Annotated in this window: 18 protein-coding genes; 8 read left to right on the top strand and 10 right to left on the bottom strand. The window is 72.6% G+C overall.

All coding sequences use genetic code 11. The features are described 5' to 3' along the window. Positions 1–121 precede the first annotated feature (121 nt). Both ACQSSQ_RS09515 and cydB read left to right on the top strand, forming a co-directional pair. The gene (locus ACQSSQ_RS09515; protein ID WP_431326832.1) at positions 122–1516 is read left to right on the top strand and encodes a cytochrome ubiquinol oxidase subunit I; all 1395 of its coding nucleotides are present in this window, start codon (positions 122–124) and stop codon (positions 1514–1516) included. A gap of 10 nt (positions 1517–1526) precedes the next feature. Continuing rightward, positions 1527–2537 carry a cytochrome d ubiquinol oxidase subunit II gene (gene cydB / locus ACQSSQ_RS09510; RefSeq protein WP_431326831.1) on the top strand — a complete coding sequence of 337 codons (1011 nt, stop codon included), beginning with the start codon at positions 1527–1529 and terminating at the stop codon, positions 2535–2537. Here cydB and zwf read toward each other — a convergent pair. Further along, entirely contained in the window at positions 2529–3932 is a 1404-nt protein-coding gene (gene zwf / locus ACQSSQ_RS09505; protein WP_431326830.1) for a glucose-6-phosphate dehydrogenase, read from the bottom strand. The two genes, cydB and zwf, sit on opposite strands and share 9 nt — an antisense overlap. A 115-nt stretch (positions 3933–4047) precedes the next feature. Between zwf and ACQSSQ_RS09500 the strand changes: the two genes are divergently transcribed. Next, on the top strand, positions 4048–4497 hold the full coding sequence (locus ACQSSQ_RS09500; protein WP_431326829.1) for a phosphatase domain-containing protein: 450 nt from the start codon (positions 4048–4050) through the stop codon (positions 4495–4497). Position 4498: 1 nt separating this feature from the next. On the opposite strand, the gene ACQSSQ_RS09495 is transcribed toward ACQSSQ_RS09500, so the two are convergent. Next, on the bottom strand, positions 4499–4870 hold the full coding sequence (locus ACQSSQ_RS09495) for a VOC family protein (RefSeq protein WP_431326828.1): 372 nt from the start codon (positions 4868–4870) through the stop codon (positions 4499–4501). A 109-nt stretch (positions 4871–4979) separates the two neighbouring features. Here ACQSSQ_RS09495 and ACQSSQ_RS09490 point away from each other — a divergent pair, with 109 nt between their 5' ends. After that, complete coding sequence (locus ACQSSQ_RS09490) at positions 4980–5714, top strand: MBL fold metallo-hydrolase (RefSeq protein WP_431326827.1); 735 nt, start codon at positions 4980–4982, stop codon at positions 5712–5714. On the opposite strand, the gene ACQSSQ_RS09485 is transcribed toward ACQSSQ_RS09490, so the two are convergent. From ACQSSQ_RS09485 to pdxR, 4 genes are all read right to left on the bottom strand, one after another. Continuing rightward, complete coding sequence (locus tag ACQSSQ_RS09485; RefSeq protein WP_431326826.1) at positions 5711–7333, bottom strand: MFS transporter; 1623 nt, start codon at positions 7331–7333, stop codon at positions 5711–5713. The genes ACQSSQ_RS09490 and ACQSSQ_RS09485 overlap by 4 nt on opposite strands. Positions 7334–7414: 81 nt before the next feature. Continuing rightward, on the bottom strand, positions 7415–8251 hold the full coding sequence (locus ACQSSQ_RS09480; protein ID WP_431326825.1) for an Rv0361 family membrane protein: 837 nt from the start codon (positions 8249–8251) through the stop codon (positions 7415–7417). 64 nt (positions 8252–8315) lie between these two features. Then, positions 8316–9776: a hypothetical protein gene (locus tag ACQSSQ_RS09475; RefSeq protein WP_431326824.1), complete on the bottom strand. Its 1461-nt coding sequence runs from the start codon at positions 9774–9776 to the stop codon at positions 8316–8318. A gap of 23 nt (positions 9777–9799) precedes the next feature. Beyond that, positions 9800–11314, bottom strand: a complete 1515-nt coding sequence (gene pdxR / locus ACQSSQ_RS09470) for a MocR-like pyridoxine biosynthesis transcription factor PdxR (RefSeq protein WP_431326823.1) — start codon at positions 11312–11314, stop codon at positions 9800–9802. Between the two features lie 28 nt (positions 11315–11342). Here pdxR and ACQSSQ_RS09465 point away from each other — a divergent pair, with 28 nt between their 5' ends. Together ACQSSQ_RS09465 and ACQSSQ_RS09460 are read left to right on the top strand one after the other, a co-directional pair. Continuing rightward, complete coding sequence (locus ACQSSQ_RS09465) at positions 11343–12302, top strand: DMT family transporter (protein ID WP_431326822.1); 960 nt, start codon at positions 11343–11345, stop codon at positions 12300–12302. After that, positions 12283–13428 carry a GTPase family protein gene (locus ACQSSQ_RS09460; protein ID WP_431326821.1) on the top strand — a complete coding sequence of 382 codons (1146 nt, stop codon included), beginning with the start codon at positions 12283–12285 and terminating at the stop codon, positions 13426–13428. The genes ACQSSQ_RS09465 and ACQSSQ_RS09460 overlap by 20 nt, the downstream gene beginning before the upstream one ends. A 3-nt stretch (positions 13429–13431) precedes the next feature. Here ACQSSQ_RS09460 and ACQSSQ_RS09455 read toward each other — a convergent pair whose 3' ends face one another. From ACQSSQ_RS09455 to ACQSSQ_RS09440, 4 genes are read right to left on the bottom strand one after another with little or no spacing between them, the layout of a single operon-like run. After that, positions 13432–14568, bottom strand: coding sequence for an FUSC family protein (locus tag ACQSSQ_RS09455; RefSeq protein ID WP_431326820.1), 1137 nt, complete (start codon positions 14566–14568; stop codon positions 13432–13434). A 46-nt stretch (positions 14569–14614) separates the two neighbouring features. Continuing rightward, positions 14615–15040 carry an SRPBCC family protein gene (locus ACQSSQ_RS09450; protein WP_431326819.1) on the bottom strand — a complete coding sequence of 142 codons (426 nt, stop codon included), beginning with the start codon at positions 15038–15040 and terminating at the stop codon, positions 14615–14617. Between the two features lie 10 nt (positions 15041–15050). Further along, a complete protein-coding gene (locus ACQSSQ_RS09445) occupies positions 15051–15407 on the bottom strand; it encodes a DoxX family protein (protein WP_431326818.1) in 357 nt (118 codons plus the stop codon). Next, positions 15404–15910, bottom strand: coding sequence for a CGNR zinc finger domain-containing protein (locus ACQSSQ_RS09440; RefSeq protein WP_431326817.1), 507 nt, complete (start codon positions 15908–15910; stop codon positions 15404–15406). Before ACQSSQ_RS09440 ends, ACQSSQ_RS09445 begins: the two co-directional genes overlap by 4 nt. A 46-nt stretch (positions 15911–15956) precedes the next feature. On the opposite strand from ACQSSQ_RS09440, the gene ACQSSQ_RS09435 reads away from it, so the two are divergent. Together ACQSSQ_RS09435 and ACQSSQ_RS09430 are read left to right on the top strand one after the other, a co-directional pair. After that, a complete protein-coding gene (locus tag ACQSSQ_RS09435; RefSeq protein ID WP_431326816.1) occupies positions 15957–16589 on the top strand; it encodes a LysE family translocator in 633 nt (210 codons plus the stop codon). After that, positions 16586–17218 (top strand): GrpB family protein, encoded by a 633-nt coding sequence (locus tag ACQSSQ_RS09430; protein WP_431326815.1) that lies wholly within the window; start codon positions 16586–16588, stop codon positions 17216–17218. The genes ACQSSQ_RS09435 and ACQSSQ_RS09430 overlap by 4 nt, the downstream gene beginning before the upstream one ends. Positions 17219–17229: the final 11 nt, after the last annotated feature.

Raw genomic sequence — 17229 nt, 5'->3', positions numbered from 1 at the left:
AGTGCGGGGACTCCGTCAAGGTCGCACCGCGCGCGTTCGCGAGGCATCACCCAAGTGGGGTGATGTCCCTCCCCAGAGGCGGTGGTGCCCTGGGAAGGGGATTGCGGAGAGGAGCAGCGCCGTGGACGTACTCGACCTTGCGCGCGTCCAGTTCGCGATGACCAGCATCGTCCACTTCTTCTTCGTCCCGGTGACGATCGGTCTGGCCTTCCTCGTGGCGCTCCTCCACACGCGCTGGCACCGCAGCGGAGACGTCCGGCACGAGCGGCTGACGCGCTTCTTCGGCACGCTGCTGCTCATCAACATCGCGGTCGGCGTCGTCACCGGTCTCGTCCAGGAGTTCCAGTTCGGGATGAGCTGGTCGGCGTACTCGCGGTTCGTCGGCGACGTGTTCGGCGCTCCGCTGGCGATGGAGGGCCTTGCGGCGTTCTTCCTCGAGTCGACCTTCCTCGGCCTGTGGGTCTTCGGGTGGAAGATCCTGCCGCGACGCGTCCACCTGCTGTCGATCTGGCTGGTGTTCTTCGGGGCCATCCTGTCGGCGGTGTTCATCATGGCCGCCAACTCGTGGATGCAGCGCCCGGTGGGTTACACGACCGACGCCGAGACCGGTCGGCCGCAGCTGTCGTCGATCGGCGACCTGTTCACCAACCCCGTCTTCGTCTGGGGGTACCTCCACGTGGTCCTGGCCTCGCTGGTCACGGGCGCGATGGTGATGCTCGCGATCTCGGCGTGGCAGCTGCGCAGAGGACGGGAGGTTTTCACGACCTCCGCGGTGCTCTCGCTCGTCGTCCTGGCGCCGTTGTCGATCGTCCAGCTCGCGGTCGGGAGCCACCTGGGCGTGGTCGAGGCGACGTACCAGCCGATGAAGATCGCCGCTGCCGAGGCGCAGTGGGAGACCTGCCAGCCGTGCTCGTTCTCCCTGTTCCAGATCGGCGGCGGCGCGAACGACGAGGAGCCGACCAAGATCATCGAGGTCCCCCACCTCCTGTCGATCCTCGCGACCGGCACCTGGGACGGCGAGGTGATCGGGCTGAACGAGCTCCAGCAGCAGGACGAGGCGAAGTACGGCTCGGGCGACTACGTGCCGAACGTGTTCGTCCAGTACTGGTCGATGCGCGTGATGGCCTACGCGGGGACCCTCGTCGTGCTGCTGTCCCTGTGGGGGGCGTGGCTCGCCCACCGGCGCAGGCTGCCGAGCTCGCGGGTGTTCCTGTTCCTCGCCACGTGGGCGGTGGTCCTGCCGTTCGTCATGAACACGGCCGGCTGGTTGCTGACGGAGAACGGTCGGCAGCCGTGGCTCGTCCAAGGGCTGATGAAGACCGCGGACGGGGTCTCCGGCTCGTTGTCCACGACCGAGCTGGTCCTCAGCCTGAGCGCCTTCCTGCTCGTCTACCTGGTGCTGACCGTCCTCGACGTCGTCCTGATCATGCGCTACGGGCGGCGCGAGCTCGATCTCGACGACGAGGTCGAGGACGGCGCCGACGCCGACCGCGGTCTGACCGCGCTGACCTACTGAGGGGGACCCGGTGAGCCTCGCCGATCTGTGGTTCGTCGTCGTGGCCGTGTTCTGGACGGGGTTCTTCGTCCTCGAGGGCTTCGACTTCGGAGTCGGTGCGCTGCACTCGGTGGTCGGGCGCTCGGAGTCGGAGCGGCGGACGGCGATCAGCACGGTCGGGCCGTTCTGGGACGGCAACGAGGTCTGGCTGGTCGTCGGCGGCGCCGCGATCTTCGCCGCGTTCCCCGGCTGGTACGCGACCTGGCTGTCCGCCGCGTACCTCGCCGTCGTGCTCGTGCTGCTGGCGCTGATCGTGCGGGGCCTCTCGTTCGAGTGGCGCGGCAAGGGGCTCTCCGACCGCTGGCGGTGGTCGTGGAGCCTGTGCCTCACCCTCGGCAGCGTCGTCGCCCCGACCGTGCTGGGGATCGCGCTCGGGGACCTCGTCGCAGGCCTGCCCGTCGACAAGGACGAGGAGTTCACGGGCAGCTTCTGGGACCTCTTCACGGGGTTCGGCGTCTGGACCGGCGTCACCCTCCTGGTGCTGTGCCTCCTGCACGGCGCCGTCTTCCTCACGCTGCGCATCGCGGGCGGGTTGTCCGAGCGCGCCCGCGCGTTCGCCGGACGCATCGGACTGGCGGCGCTCGCCGTCGTCGCGGTCTACGTCGTGTGGCTGAGCCTGATCGCCGACGCCGGCGTGGCGACGTACGTCGTGTGCGCGGTCTCCGTCGTCGCGCTCGCGGCCACCCTCGTCGCCCTGCGGCGAGGCAGGGACGGCCTGGCCTTCACCGCGAGCGCCGTGGCGATGGCGACGACGGTGGCGTCGCTCTTCACCAGCCTCTACCCCGAGGTCCTGGTGTCGACGACCAGCGCGTCGTACAGCCTCACGGTCGACGGCACCGCCTCCGGTGACTATGCGCTCACCGTGATGACGGTGGTCGCGGCGGTGTTCTTCCCGGTGGTGCTGGTCTACCAGGGGTACACGTACGTCGTTTTCCGTCGGCGACTCGGTGGTGCGCCGACGGAGCCCGTCGGGTCAGTGTGACGGGTCCACGATCCAGGGCCCTTCCCATCCCCCGTGGTCGGCCGGGAGGGTCGCCGCGATCGCCGGCCCCCAGGTCCCCGGTGCGTACGGGTGCACCGGCGGCGGGTCGTCGAGCAGCGGCTGCATGATCCGCCAGCACTCCTCGACCACGTCCTGCCGCTTGAACCGGCTGGCGTCGCCGAGCAGGGCGGCGTGCAGGAGCACCTCGTACGGCGTCGGCGCCTCCCCGCCCTCGTCGGCGAACTCCACGTCGAGGGTCACGGCCTGCGGGCCCTCGCTGTCGGCGCGGTGGGCGTCCACCACGAGTCGCGCGCCCGTCGACGGGTCGAGCTTGACGACGAACTCGTCGCGCACCGGGAGGCGGTCGTCACCTGGCTCGAGGCCGAGGTGGACGGGCTGCGGCTCTCGGAAGACCACCCGCAGCTCGGTCTGGGTCACCGGCAGGCGCTTGCCCGTCCGGATGTAGAACGGGACGCCGTCCCAGCGCCAGTTGTCGATCTCGAGGCGGAGCGCGACGTACGTCTCGGTGGTCGATCCCCGCCTCACCCCGTCGACGTCCTGGTAGCCCTCGTGCTGGCCGCGGACGCAGTGCGCCGGGTCGGCAGGCTTCACGGCGCGCAACAGCGCGACCTGCGCGTCACGCAGCGCGTCGCGGTCGTTGCTCGAAGGCGGCTCCATCGCCGCCGCGGCCACGACCTGCATCAGGTGGTTGACGACGACGTCGCGCAGCGCCCCGACCGGGTCGTAGAAGTGGCCGCGGTCGTCGACGCCGAACGCCTCGGCCATCGTGATCTCCACGCACTCGACGTAGCCGCGGTTCCACAGCGGCTGCAGCACCGTGTTGGCGAAGCGGAGGTAGAGGATCTCCTCGTACCCCATCTTTCCGAGGTAGTGGTCGATCCGGTAGAGCTGCTCCTCGTCGATGTACTGGTGGAGCTCGGCCGCCAGCGCCTTCGCTGACTCCAGGTCGTGCCCGAACGGCTTCTCCACCACGACGCGAGCGGACTTGGTGAGTCCGGCACCGGCCAGGCCCTTCACGACCGTGCCGAAGAGGAAGGGCGGGATCTCCAGGTAGAAGACCGGGTTGCTGGTGCCGGCGATCGCCTCACCGACCCCTGAGAACGTGGCCGCGTCGCCGAAGTCGCCCTGGACGTAGCTCAACCGCCCGATGAACCGGGCGAACACCTCCTCGTCGAGCGTCTCGCCGGTCGCGACGATGGAGTCGCGCGCACGGGTCTCCAGCTGCTCGAGCGTCCAGTCGTCCACCGCGACGCCCACGACCGGACAGTCGAGGAGACCTCGTCTCTCCAGCCGGTAGAGCGATCGGAAGGTCATCACCCGCGCCAGGTCCCCGGTGATCCCGAAGACCACCAGCACGTCCGCCGTCGCCGCCATGCCGTCCTCCAGTCTGCGCGGGAGGTCCCGCTGATCGAACCGTCGGGATTCTCAGCCTGCCAGAGCCCCCGCGACCACGCCCGCGACTTTGCGCCCGACCGCTAGCCTCACCTCCATGCCGAGACCGACCGCCGTCATCTTCGACGTCGACGGAACCCTCTGCGACGTGAGCACGGTGCGGCACCACGTACGCGGGCCTCGGCGCAACTTCGACGCGTTCCACGCCGCGTCGCTCGCCTGCCCGCCGAACGCCGAGGTCGCGGAGGCTGCGCGCCGGGCGAGCCGCGACGGCCACGCGGTGCTGGTCGTGACAGGTCGCGCCGCGCGCTGGGCCCGACCGACGGGCTTCTGGCTCGCGCTGCACGACATCCCGTCGGACGGCCTGTTCACCCGGGACGAGCACGACCAGCGATCGGACGTCGCCGTGAAGACCGACATCCTCGCGCTGATCCGACGCCGGTACGACGTGGTGGCGGCCTACGACGACAACCCGTCCGTGATCGCCCTGTGGAAGTCGTACGGGATCCCGGTGCACACCGTCGCCGGCTGGGACGAGGAGGACTGACTCAGGCTCCAGCGACCGGCGGCGCCCACGACGGCCTGGGGATGAGGCAGAACGGGTGCCCGGCAGGATCGGCGTACACGTCGCCGCCGAGCGGTCTCGCGCCGAGCCGCTCCACCGCGACGCGGGCCGTCGCCACGTCGTCGACCATCACGTCGAGGTGCATCTGCTGCGGGACACGGGGATCGGGCCAGGTCGCGGAGGTGAGGTCCGGCGCTCGCTGGAACGCCATGCCCGACGTCTGCTGGTCGGCGGACACCACGACGAAGTCGCCGTCGTCGAAGGTGACCGGGTCACCGAGCACCTCCGACCAGAACGCGGCGCTGGCCTGCGGGTCCGGGGCGTCGATCACGAGGTGGTGCCGTCTGCCGATCACTCCCGCAGCCTACGACCGCGTGCCGGTGGCCGCGGCGACGTAGCAGAGCCGTCCGTTCTGGGTATCCCTCCGACGAGGGGGTGACCGTCGCTCCCGGAGAGGCCCGGCGATGCACACCCTCGACGTCGTGCCGGGCGTGCACCGTCTCGCGCACGCCTCGACCGCCTGCTACCTCGTGGAGGCCGACGACCGGCTGCTCCTGGTCGACGCTGGTCTGCCCGCGTTCTGGCCGGACCTGGAGAGTCTGCTGCGCGTCCTCGGCCGCACCACGGACGACGTGCGGGACGTCCTCCTGACCCACGGCCACTTCGACCACCTCGGGGTGGCCCGACGGCTGGAGAAGACCGGGGCGCAGATCTGGGTCCACCGTGACGACCGACGGATCGCCGAGCACCCGTACCAGTACGAGCCGGGGCATCCCCGCATCTCCTACCCCCTGAGCCACCCCCGCTCGGTCCCCCACCTGGCCTCGATGGTCGGAGCCGGGGCTCTGTGGGTACGAGGCGTGACCACGCCGAAGACCTACGACGAGGACCCGCCCTTCGCCGACGCCGTCAGGATCGTCCCCACCCCGGGGCACACGGACGGGCACGTCGTGATCGTCCTGCCCGACCGCGACGCGGTGCTCACCGGCGACGCGCTCGTGACGCTCGACCCGTACACGGGGCGGACAGGTCCGCGGATCGTCGCGCGCGGGGGCACGTACGACGCGGGCCTCGCCGTGCGATCGCTCGACGCGATCGCGGCGACGCAGGCCCGCACGGTGCTCCCCGGCCACGGTCACGTGTGGCGCGAGGGAGCCGAGGCGGCGGTACGACAGGCACGCAGCCGACCGGTCGCCTAGGTCGGCGGAGGTGCGCGCTCGGGCTCGGTCTCGGCGACCGGGTGGGTCGGCAGCAGCCGGGTGAGGAACAGCGCGAGCAGCACGAACAGGGCGAGGACGACGAGGCTCAGGCGGAGACCGGCGATCCTCGCCTCGGTGTTCTCGTCGACGGCCGCGTCCGCCTGAGCCTGGGGCACTCCCGCCTCGTCGAGGGCCTCCGCGAGCTGGGTGTCGGAGACGAACGGGATCCCCGAGGCCAGCTCGACCCGCGCCGAGTCCGAGACGTCGTCCGGGACAGCAGGGTTGTCCTCGACGCCGGCGAGGAACGACACGGTCAGCGCGCCGATCAACACGGATCCCGCCAGCGCCGTGCCCAGGGACGCGCCGAGGTTCGTCGCCGTGTTCTGCAGACCCCCCACCTCGGCGCTCTTCTCGTCGGGGAGTGCGGACACGGTCACCGCGCCGAGCTGCGACGCGAGCGCTCCGACGCCGAGACCGGCCAGCAGCAGCGGCAGTGTCACGACCTCCGGGCCGGTCCCGACGTCGAGGGCGAGGACGAGCGTGACGATCCCGCCGAGCAGCGCCACCAGGCCCCACTCCACGACCCTGCGCGGCGAGGCCGTCGGCCAGAGCCGCGGCACGCCGACCGCTGCCGCGAGCAGCGTGACGGACAGCGGGAGGAGCCGGACGCCGGTCTCGACCGCGCTCAGCCCGAGCGCGACCGACAGGAAGAGCGGGATGGTGAAGAAGAGACCCGCCTGCACCAGGAACTGGAAGAAGAACATCGTCAGTCCGCCGACGAGCTGCTTGTTGCGCAGCATCGTCGTGTCCACCAGGGGCTCGCGGCCGGCGGCCGCCACGTGCTCCTCCCAGGCCATGAAGAGGCGGAGGACCACCAGCCCCGCGACGATGCACCAGACCGTCGGCGACAGGCCCACGATCGAGGGGCCGCCCTCGTTCGGGCGCACCCACCCCCACACGCCCGAGCGGAGGACCCCGAACACGACGAGAGCCAGTCCGAGTGCCGAGAGCACCGCCCCGGTGCCGTCCAGCGAGGTACGTCCGGTCGGACGTTCGTCGTGCATGCGCCGGGCGAGCAGCAGGATCCCGATCACGACGACGACCTCGCCGGCGAACACCAGCCTCCAGGTGAGGTAGGTCGTCACCGCGCCACCGATCAGCGGGCCGGCCGCGACCGCGATCGCACCCGCCGACGCGACCAGCCCGTACGCGCGTGGTCGTTGGTCGGGCGCGAAGTTCGCGGCGACCAGCGCGACGATCGCCGGCATGATCAGGGCCGCGCCGAGCCCCTCGAGGAGGGACCACCCGAGGAGCAGGACGGCGAGGTTCGGCGCGATCGAGGTCGTGAACGAGCCGAGGCCGTAGACGACGCAGCCGATCGCGAACGCCCGGCGCCGGCCGATCATGCTCCCGATCTTGCCGCCGGTGATCATCGTCGCCGCCATCACGAGCGTGTAGAGCGTGATGGCGGTCTGGATGCCGGTGACCGTCGTCCCGAGGTCGGAGGCGACCTGCGCGATCGACACGTTCATGACGGAGCTGTCGAGCGTCATCAGGAACTGGCCGGACGCGAGCGTCAGCAGCACGATGCCGGAGGACTCGTTGCGCGGCGCGTTCACGCCCTCAGTGTGGTGCGGGGCCGCCCTGGGTGGGGGGACGTTGCAGGTCGCGCGACGCGGTGTCGTGCGACCTGCCTGACGTCACGGGGTGGCGTCGAGGTCGGGGACCTCGATGCTCGGGAGGTCGTCGAGGTTCGGCATGTCCGGCGTGTCCGTCGCACCGAAGTCGTCGACCTTCCAGCCGCCGCCCTGCTTCTCCAGCTCGATCTGCTGGTCGACGGAGGTGCCGGCGATCGTGAGCGAGACGGTCACGGTCGCCTCGTCGCCGTCCTCCTTGGTGTCCTTGATCTCGAACTCCGCGTCGCCGAGCGCCTTGAGCATCCCGCCGTCGCTGCCGCCCGCCTTCTCCAGCGACTCCTTGCACTCGGCGGCGCCCTGGCCGTCGCGGAAGTCGTCGGTCGTGACGTCGACGAGCGCATCGCAGTCGCGGTCCTGGAGGGCGTCGATGAAGGACTGCGCCGCGTCCTCGGGCGACGACGCGCCACCGCCGTCGTTGCCGCTCAGCAGCGCGAAGCCGGCGACGGCGAGGATCACGAGCGCCGCGACGCCGCCGCCGATGATCGCGATCAGCTTGCCCGAGCCCTTCTTGTCGCCCTGGGGAGCGTTCGGGGGGATGTACTGCGGCTGCTGACCGTAGTAGCCCTGCTGCCCGTACGGCGGCTGCTGGCCCTGCGCGTACGGCGGCTGCTGCCCGTAGCCGGGCTGGCCCTGCGCGTAGGGAGGCTGGCCCTGCTGGTACGGCGGCTGACCCTGCTGGTAGGGCGGCTGACCCTGGCCGTACGGGGGCTGTTGCCCGTACGGCGGCTGCCCCTGCCCGTACGGGGGCTGACCTTGAGGAGGTTGTCCCTGCGGCGGCTGCTGGCCGTAGGGAGGCTGCGGGCCCTCGTTCGACGGCGGGCCGGACCACTGATCGCTCACGCCGCTACCGTACGCGAACCGGAGGGCACGCGTCGCGCCGCGCCGAGGCCCGAGACCGGGCGGCTCAGCCCTTGCGGAGCATGGATGGGAGACCGCCGACCGCCGCCACCCCGAGCGCCGAGCGCGGCTCGTAGCCGACGCGCCACAGGCCGCCGTGCGCCGCACCGTCGGCGAACAGCTGCTCGGGGTGCTCGTGCAGCACGACGGGGCCGTGCAGGTCGTGCACGAGGAGCGCGGCCATCAGCGCCCGCGTCGTCGCCGGGTCGAAGATCTCGACGCCGAAGTGCCGTGCTCCCCCGTACGCCGCCGCGAGCAGCCGGTTCTTGGTGACCGACCGGGTCCAGGTCGCCGGCGCGACGTTGAAGGACACCCGCTGGCCGCCGTCCTCGGCGACGATCCCCCGCCACCGCTGGATCCGCTTGGCCATCGCGTAGTTGGGGCCCTGCTGCGGGACCAGGATGTCGGCGACCCCTGTGCCGTCGGCGAGCACCGTCGAGTAGTTGGGCGTGAACAGCCGCCCACGGCTGGCCGCACGCAGCGGTGCCTGGAGCCACCGGACGGAGCCCCGCTCGCGGTAGGCCCGGGTGCCGGCGTCGACCACCTCGCTGGGGACGACGAAGGCGTCCGTCGGCGTGGCGAGGTAGGCGATCGCGGTGTCCGGAGCGTCGGCGGTGAGGCGGGTCGCGATGACGTCCGCGGCCGCGGTGACGGCGACGTGGGCGCCTCCGTCGGCGTAGGCGTACATGCCGACGACGAGTCCCTTGCCCGCGGACTCCTCCCGCAGCCAGCCCAGGACGTCGGCGGTCCGGCTGACCAGGTCGGCACCCGGCTCACCGTCCGGCGCCACGGGGTACGCGGTCGTCCCCGCGCCGCTCTCGGCGAGCGTGCGGACACGGTCCCAGACCCGTGACGACGGCACGTCGACGGCGAGGACGTCGGCACCCCACGAGGTCAGCGGCCCCAAGGGGCTCATCTCGGCGGCGGCACCGAGCAGCACGACCCGGCGCCCCGGCACGGAGAGCCACTCCGGGTGGTCGATCACCTGCTCGATCGCGGTGACGAACGACTCCTCCACGATCCCGGCGTCGCGCCAGCGCCGCAGCTGCGCGCGCAGGCTGTCGCCCCGCAGCGTCGTACCGCCGTACGGGACCGTGAGCTCCCGCACGGGTGCGGAGGTGCCGTGGACGACCTCGGTCCTCAGCGGCGCTCCGGACGGGTCCGGCTCCCACTCCTCCAGCGGGACGTCGCCCGCCGGGGTGGCAGCGACCATGCGTGCCCGCATCGAGGAGATCCCGCCGTACGCGAGGGCGAGCGCGGCCTTTGAGGACTCCGCGGACGCGGCGGTCGTACGCCCGACGAGCGGCACGTAGTCGGTGCGCCAGGAGTCCGCGGCCTCGACGTCGGCGGCGAGCTGCGGGTCGACGTCGCGGGTGGCGTCGGCGAGGATGCCGCGCACGGTCGGGGTCGACGGCCGGCGCCCGTCGGTGGCCGGGAACGCGATCTCGGTCTGCGATGGGGAGTGCACACCCCCAGTATCCGAGGTTCCCCTCATGTTTTGTCCAGCGCCCCTCGGACGACGTCCGCGACGACGTCGATCCCGTCGGCCAGGACGCCCGGGCCGTTGGCGGCGTAGCCGAGCACGAGGCCGGGTGCGCCGGGGACCTGGCGGTGCAGCGCGAGCGGGTGCACCTTGACGCCTCGCTCGAGCGCGGCGGCCGCCACCGCCCAGTCGTCCACCCCGTCGGGCAGCGTGACGACGAGGTGGAGCCCGGCGGCGGCGCCGTGCACGGTCGCCTCGGGCAACCGCGCCGACAGCGCTGCCACCATCGCGTCGCGGCGTCGGCGGTGACGAGCCCGCAGCGCGCGCAGGTGGCGCTCCATCGCGCCGGACTCCATGAGCTCGGCGAGCACGAGCTGCGGAAGGACCGGGTTGCCGAGGTCGACGTCGCGCTTGAGGCGCAGCAGCGGTTGCTGGAGGCCTGCCGGTGCGACGAGCCATCCGGTCCGCAGCGCGGGCGCGAGCAGCTTGGAGACGCTCCCCGTGTAGGCGACCCCCTCCCCCAGGGTCGCGCGCAGCGCGGGGACGGGCGCGCGGTCGTACCGGTGCTCGGCGTCGTAGTCGTCCTCCAAGACGATGCCCCCCTCGGCGACCCACGCACCCAGCTCGCGTCGCCGGGCGCCGCCCAGGACGACGCCGGTCGGGAACTGGTGCGCGGGCGTGGTCATCACCGCGCGCACGCCGCTCGACCGCAGCGCGTCGACCCGCAGCCCGTCGGCGTCCACCGGCACGGGGACCACGTCCATCCCCTGACGGCGCAGCTGCTGGCGAGCGCCGAACGAGCCGGGGTCCTCCATGCCGATCCGACTCGTGCCCCGCTCGCGCAGCAGGTGGGAGAGCAGGAAGAACGCCTGGGCGGCTCCGGCGACGACCAGCACGCCGTCGGGATCGACGAGGATCCCGCGGTTGCGCGCCAGCCAGTGCGCGACCGCGACACGCAGGGCGAGCGCGCCTCGCGGGTCGCCGTAGCCGAGGTCTGCCGCGGACCTGCCGTCGAGCACCTCCCGCTCGGCGCGCAGCCACGCCGCGCGGGGGAACGCGGTCAGGTCCGGCACGCCGGGCGAGAGGTCGATGCGCGCCGGCGCGGCTCGGAGACGGTCGACCACGTCGTCCGCGGCAAGGTCGCCGAAGACGTCGTCGTGGTCGGCGCCCGGTGCCGCGGCGGCGGGAGCCGGGGCGTCGCGTGCGGGGGCGCGCACGGGCCGGGCGACGACGACCGTCCCGCCGCGTCCCCTGCCCTCCACGTGCCCCTCGTCCGCGAGGCGCTGGTACGCCTCCGTCACCACGCCGCGCGAGAGGCCGAGGTCCGCCGCGAGGGTCCGGCTCGGGGGCAGGTGCGACCCGACCGCGAGGACGCCGTCGGTGATCGCGTCCCGCACACGGGTGACGAGCCACGCCGTCCGCCCTCCGCGCGGTGCGTCGCCGAGCCAGAGGGCGAGGAAGTCCGTCCCGGGAGTCAGCGCCCGATTGGACCTCTCCCCACCAGCATGATTGGCACTGTCCACCAGGCCATTCTGGGGCAACCGTGGAGACATGCACACCGAGAACCGTCCTTCCTCCTCCCTCGGCTCGTACCTTCCCGGAGCCGCCGGCATGGCACTCGTCGGCGGCGGCGTCGCGGTCTCCCATCTCCTCGTCGACGCACCGCTGATGACGGCCCAGGCCGTCCGGTACGCCGCTGCGGCCGCCGTGCTCCTGGGCGCGGCACGCCTCCTGCGACGTCACGTCCCGATGCCGCGCGGCAGGGAGTGGCTGCTTCTGATCGCGCTCGCGGGCACGGGCCTCGTGCTCTTCAACGTCGCCCTCGTCCGCGGGGCCGGCCACGCCGAGCCTGCGGCGATCGCGGTCGCGGTCGCGTCCGTGCCCGTCGTCCTCGGGCTCGTCGGTCCGCTGCTCGAAGGCCGCTCCCCCACACGCCGCCTCCTCGTCGCCGCGACCGTCGTCACGCTCGGCAGCGTCCTCGTCCAAGGGGTCGGCCGGACCGACGCGGTCGGCGTCATGTGGGCGACGGTGGCGCTGGCCTGCGAGGCCGCGTTCACGCTCCTGGCCGTCCCGCTCCTCCCGCGGCTCGGCGCCTGGGGCGTGTCCGTGCACTCCGTCGTCGTGGGGACAGTGCTGTTCGCAGTCCTCGCCCTGGCCCTTGAGGGCCCGACCGCCGTGGTCCGGCTCTCGCCGGTCGCATGGGCCGCGGTCGCCTACCTCGCGGTGCTCGTGACCGCGGTCGCGTTCGTCCTCTGGTACGCGACGGTCGCCCGTGTCGGCGCGGCGTCGGCCGGCCTGCTCACCGGGGTCGCTCCCGTCGCCGCGGCCGGGATCGGCGTGTTCGTGACCGGCGACGTGCCTGGCGCGTTCGTGTGGGTCGGCGTCGCCGTGGTGGCCGGCGGTCTGGCACTCGGGCTCGGCGGACGCTCCGGCGTACGACGCGTGCGGCCGACCCCCGGCGACGCGACCGTCGCTCTGGCACCCTTGTCCCGTGCCCGACTCACCGACTGAGAGCTGGTTCGCCGACACCTTCCGCAACGCGTGGGAGAACGAGCAGCGCAAGCTCGGCCGCTTCAACCTCGCGATCTTCGGCAAGACGGGCGTCGGCAAGAGCACCCTGGTCAACGCCATCTTCGGGGACGAGATCGCCGCGACCGGCATCGGCGAGCCGGTCACGCGCGAGGAGCACCTCTACCTCCACACCAGCGGGACGCTCGGCGTCCTGGACACGCGGGGGCTCGAGGTCGGCGTCGACAACGACGCGATCATCGCGGAGGTCGCCGACCACGTGACGCGGATGCGGCGTCGCCCGCTCGCGGAGCAGGTCCACGTCGCGTGGTTCTGCGTCCGGGCGGGCGACCGTCGCTTCGAGGACACCGAGGCCGACTTCGTCCGTGAGCTCGCGCGACTCGGCGTCCCCGTGCTGCTGGTCATGACCCAGGTGCCGCGGATCGACGACGCCGTCCATCCTGACGCGCTCGAGCTCGCCAGCCGGATCGAGGCCTTGGAGCTGCCGATCCACCGCGGGCACGTGTACCCCACGATGGCCGCCGCCGACCCGTTCGCCCGGCTCGAGGCCCACGGGCTGCAGGAGCTCCTCGATGCCACCTTTCGCTGCGCCCCGGACGGGGTAGCCCATGCGATCACGGCCGCGCAGCGCATCGACCTCGCCCGCAAGCGCAAGCGCGCCGGCGACGCGATCAAGCTGGCGACCAGCGCCGCCGGCACCGCGGGCGCGAGCCCGATCCCGTTCTCGGACGCGGCCGTGCTGGTCCCGCTCCAGATCACGATGATGGCGTCGATCGCCAACACGTACGGTCTCAGCCTCGAGCGCTCCACCGCCGCCTCGCTCGCCGCGACCGCGGCCGCGACGGTGGCCGGCCGCAGCGCGGTGACCAGCCTCCTCAAGCTCATCCCCGGTGCCGGCACGATCGTCGGCGGGTCGATCAACGCCGCCGTGGCCGGCACCCTGACGTACGCCGTCGGGCACGCGTGGACCCGCGTGTGCGAGCGGCTCACGGCCGGCGACCTCCAGACCGTGGCCGGCGCCCTGGACAGCGCGACCATCCGGCGCGTCTTCATGGACGAGTTCACCAAGCGCGCGAAGCGACGCACTCCCCCCGAGCTCGACGGCTGACGGTCAGCGACGCCGGCGTCGTCCGACCCGCGGCGGCCAGGACGGGTCGCGCAACGGCGTGATCGGCGGAGCGATCGCGTCGGACTCGGGCATCGGAAGCACCCCGAGGATCCGGCGCAGGCTCACCACGACGGCCGCGCCGGGGAACGACTCCTCCCCCAAGCCGACCGTCTCCCTGACGAGTGCGGACAGGCGCTCGACGCCCTGCACGAGCGGCTCGGTGTCGCGCGCCTGCAGCGGCTCGTCGCCGACCAGGCGCCGTACGACGGAGGCGAGCTCGTCGAGCACGTCGGCCACGGTCTGCGCCGCGTCGCCGCCGATCCGCAGCCACGGCCGCGGCGACTCCTGCACCTCGCCGAGCATGTACGTCAGGTTCTCGACCAGGGCCGCGACACGCTCGATCACGTCCGCCTCGGAGCGACGCCGCCCGACCAGCTCCCGCCAGCGGCCGGCCCGCAGGTTGCCGCGCAGGGCGTCGTCGAGGTCGGAGTAGCTCTCGCGCAGGCGCAGCGCGTCCGGCAGCACCTCGCGCGCCACCTCGAGCCAGGCCGACGCGGGATCGTCGGTCTGCCCGCGCAGCACGACCGCCATGCCTTCGAGTTGCTCGGCCACCTCGGTGGACACGGCGTCGAGCCGTCGGCGCGCCACGCGTGCGGGGATCGGCGGCAGGAGGAGCGTCAGCGCGAGGCCGACGACAGCGCCGAGCGAGACCTGCCCGACCAGGCCCAGCACGAAGTCGGACGTGTCGAGGTTGCCGAGGATGTAGGTGAACAGCGCCGCGGTGATCACCCAGCTCCGCTCGGCGCCGAGGCGGTCCCAGCCGGCGAGGATCACCGCGATCAGGACGAGCAGCCCGATCCCCGCCCAGCCGGGGAGCGGCAGCAGGTGGAACGTCGCTCCGACCGCGGCTCCGACCAGGAGCGCGACGAAGAGCTGCAGCGATCCCCGCAACGACCCGGCGACGCTCGGGTGCACGGCGAGGACGGCGCCCATCGGCGCGTAGTAGGCGTAGTCCCCCATCGGGCTCGGGAGCAGGTTGCCGATCTGCCAGGCGAGAGCAGCGGCGAGCGCGGCCTTGATCGCGATGTGGAGCCGCGATCCGAGGAGCGGGTCGGTGCTCGCCGTCGAGCGCATGAGCATGCCGCCCACGCTAGTGCGAGGCGGCAGGACGAGCCGATGGTCGGACTCAGCGGGCGCGGTGCTCGGCGGCGCCGGCGAGCGTCGCGGCCTCCCGGTCGACGAGCGCTCGGTAGTGCGCGCCCCCCATCGACGCGACCGCCCGCGCCAGCGGACCGGACTGCACCATCTCGAGGTGGAGCTGAGCGCCACCTCCGGTCGGCACCACACGGTGGCTCGCCTCGGTCCGGACGCCCAGCACCGACGAGCGCCAGGTGAACGCGGCGCCGGGCTCGACCTCCGTCACCGTCCAGCGCATGGCGCGGATCGAGGGCTGCTTGACGAGGTAGCGCTGGCCGACGACGAGCCCGTCCGCCGTTTCCGGCGTCACCTTGATGAAGCTGTCGGAGATCAACGGCCACCCGGTCGGCTCCGCGACCACGGTCCACAGCACGTCCGCCGGCGCCTCGACGTCGACCTGCACGGCGTACCTCATGCCCACCGCCTCATGCGAACGACCACCAGGCCACGCCGACGCAGATCACGAGCATGCCGGTCGCGTTGACGAAGAGGTTGCGCCCGAGGTCGCGGGCACGCAGGTGCGCGGCGATCGCCGCGACGAAGTAGGCGACGAGCGCGAGCGTGGTCACGAGGCCCAGGTACGGGACCCAGATCCCGGCGACCAGACCCGCCGCCGCCGCGAGCTTGAGCGGGGTCAGCACCGGCCACCACCGACGGGGGAACCGGACGTCGGTCAGGCACTCGCGCACGAACGGCAGCGGCTTGAGGCAGAACACCGCGTCGGCGAGCTGGATCACGGCGAGCACGACCACGGGCCACACCGGGTCCGGGAGGTCGTTCATGCCGTTCCTCTCTGTCGTCTCCGGTAGGCGGCGACGCGCGCACGTCCCGAGCAGGTGCCCGAGCAGTAGCGGCGCGGGCGGCCGCGAGGGCGGTCGATCCAGACGTCGACGCACGCCTGGCCGTCGCAGGTGCCGATCGCGCCGGCTCCCCGCTCCCCGAGGATGTCACGGATGGTGTGCAGGGCGTCCACCAGCAGCCCGTCCGCAGCGCGGGCCGGGACCCACTCCTCCGCGACCCGGTCGTCGACGAGGCCGATCCGCACGGTCACGCCGGCGCGCACGAGCAGCGCGTCGAGGTGGCGAACGCGGTCCTGCGGTGAGGCGGCGGCGAACACGGGATGCAGGAGGTCGGCGACGCGGACGAGGTCGGAGTCCTCCGCTCCGGGCCAGCCCACGGTCGCGAGGTCCGGGAAGGGCTGGTCGGACTCGCCTGCCTCGGCCCGCGGCGCCGAGCCCCACTCGTTGACCAGCGTGACGACGGCGGAGGGCGTGAGGACGGCCATGCCGACACTGTAACGCAAAACATCGTATTTAGCGTTAGCATGAAGGATGGTCGATCCCGCCGTCCTCCCTGGCTTCGTCGTCGCGGTGCTGGTCGTGACGATCGCACCAGGGCCGGACAACACCTACATCGCGGCCGTCGCGCTGCGGCACGGTCCGCGTGCCGGAGTGGTCTCCGCCCTCGGGATGGCCTGCGGGATGGTCGTGCACGTCACCGCCGCGGCGCTCGGGCTCGCTGCACTCCTGCGCCTCAACCCGGAGATCATCGTCCTCATCCAGCTCGTCGGCGCCGCCTACCTCGCCTGGCTCGCGGTCGACGCGGTCCGGGGCCTCGGGCACGCGTCGGACGCCGTCGTGCCCGCGACCCGTGACGTCCTCGTCCGGGCGGTCCTCACCAACCTGACGAACCCGAAGGTGATCCTGTTCTTCGCGGCCTTCTTGCCCGGCTTCGTGAAGGCCGGTCACGGATCGACCGCGGTGCAGATGCTCACCCTCGGCACGATCTTCCTCGTGGTGGGCCTCGTCTGCGACGCGGTCATCGGGATCACCGCCGGTCGCCTCGGGCGGGCCCTGGACTCGCGCGGGCGTGCCGGGACGATCCTCACGGTCCTCGCCGCGTGCGTGTACGCGGGGCTGGCGCTCGTCCTCCTCGTCGAGGCGGTCCGTACGATCGCGGCATGACCGTCCACCCGCTCTGGCGCCCGTACGAGACCCCGTCCCAGGAGGAGACCGACAAGGCCTTCGTTGCGGGGCGCGAGCCCCGCACCGCCGACGGACGCGTCGACGTGGTGGCGTACGACCCCGCGTGGCCGGCGACGTACGCGCGGGTCGCGGGCGCCGTCCGCGAGGCCCTCGGGGACGTCGTGGTGGCGATCGAGCACGTGGGCTCGACGTCGGTGCCGGGACTGGCCGCGAAGCCGTTCATCGACGTCGACCTGGTCGTCACGGACCCGGCGGACGAGGCGTCGTACGTCCCGGCGCTCGAGCGGCTCGGCTACGTCCTGCGCGTGCGCGAGCCGTGGTGGGAGGAGCATCGGATGCTGCGGCTCGATGACCCGCGGGCGAACCTGCACGTCTTCGGTCGCGACGCCGCCGAGCCGCAGCGCCACCTGCTGTTCCGGGAACGGCTGCGCACCGACGCCGCGGACCGGGCGGCGTACGCGGCGCTCAAGACGGAGCTCGCGACGCGGGAGTTCGGGACGGTGATGGAGTACAACGCGGCGAAGTCGGCCCTGATCTACGCGATCTACGAGCGGGCGTTCGCGGCGGACCCGGCCCACCCGCACGATCCTCAGCCGCTCGACCGCTAGGAGCCGCACCA

Source organism: Mumia spirodelae (assembly GCF_050632745.1).
Taxonomy (GTDB): domain Bacteria; phylum Actinomycetota; class Actinomycetes; order Propionibacteriales; family Nocardioidaceae; genus Mumia.
This window is presented reverse-complemented; position numbering and strand designations above follow the sequence as displayed.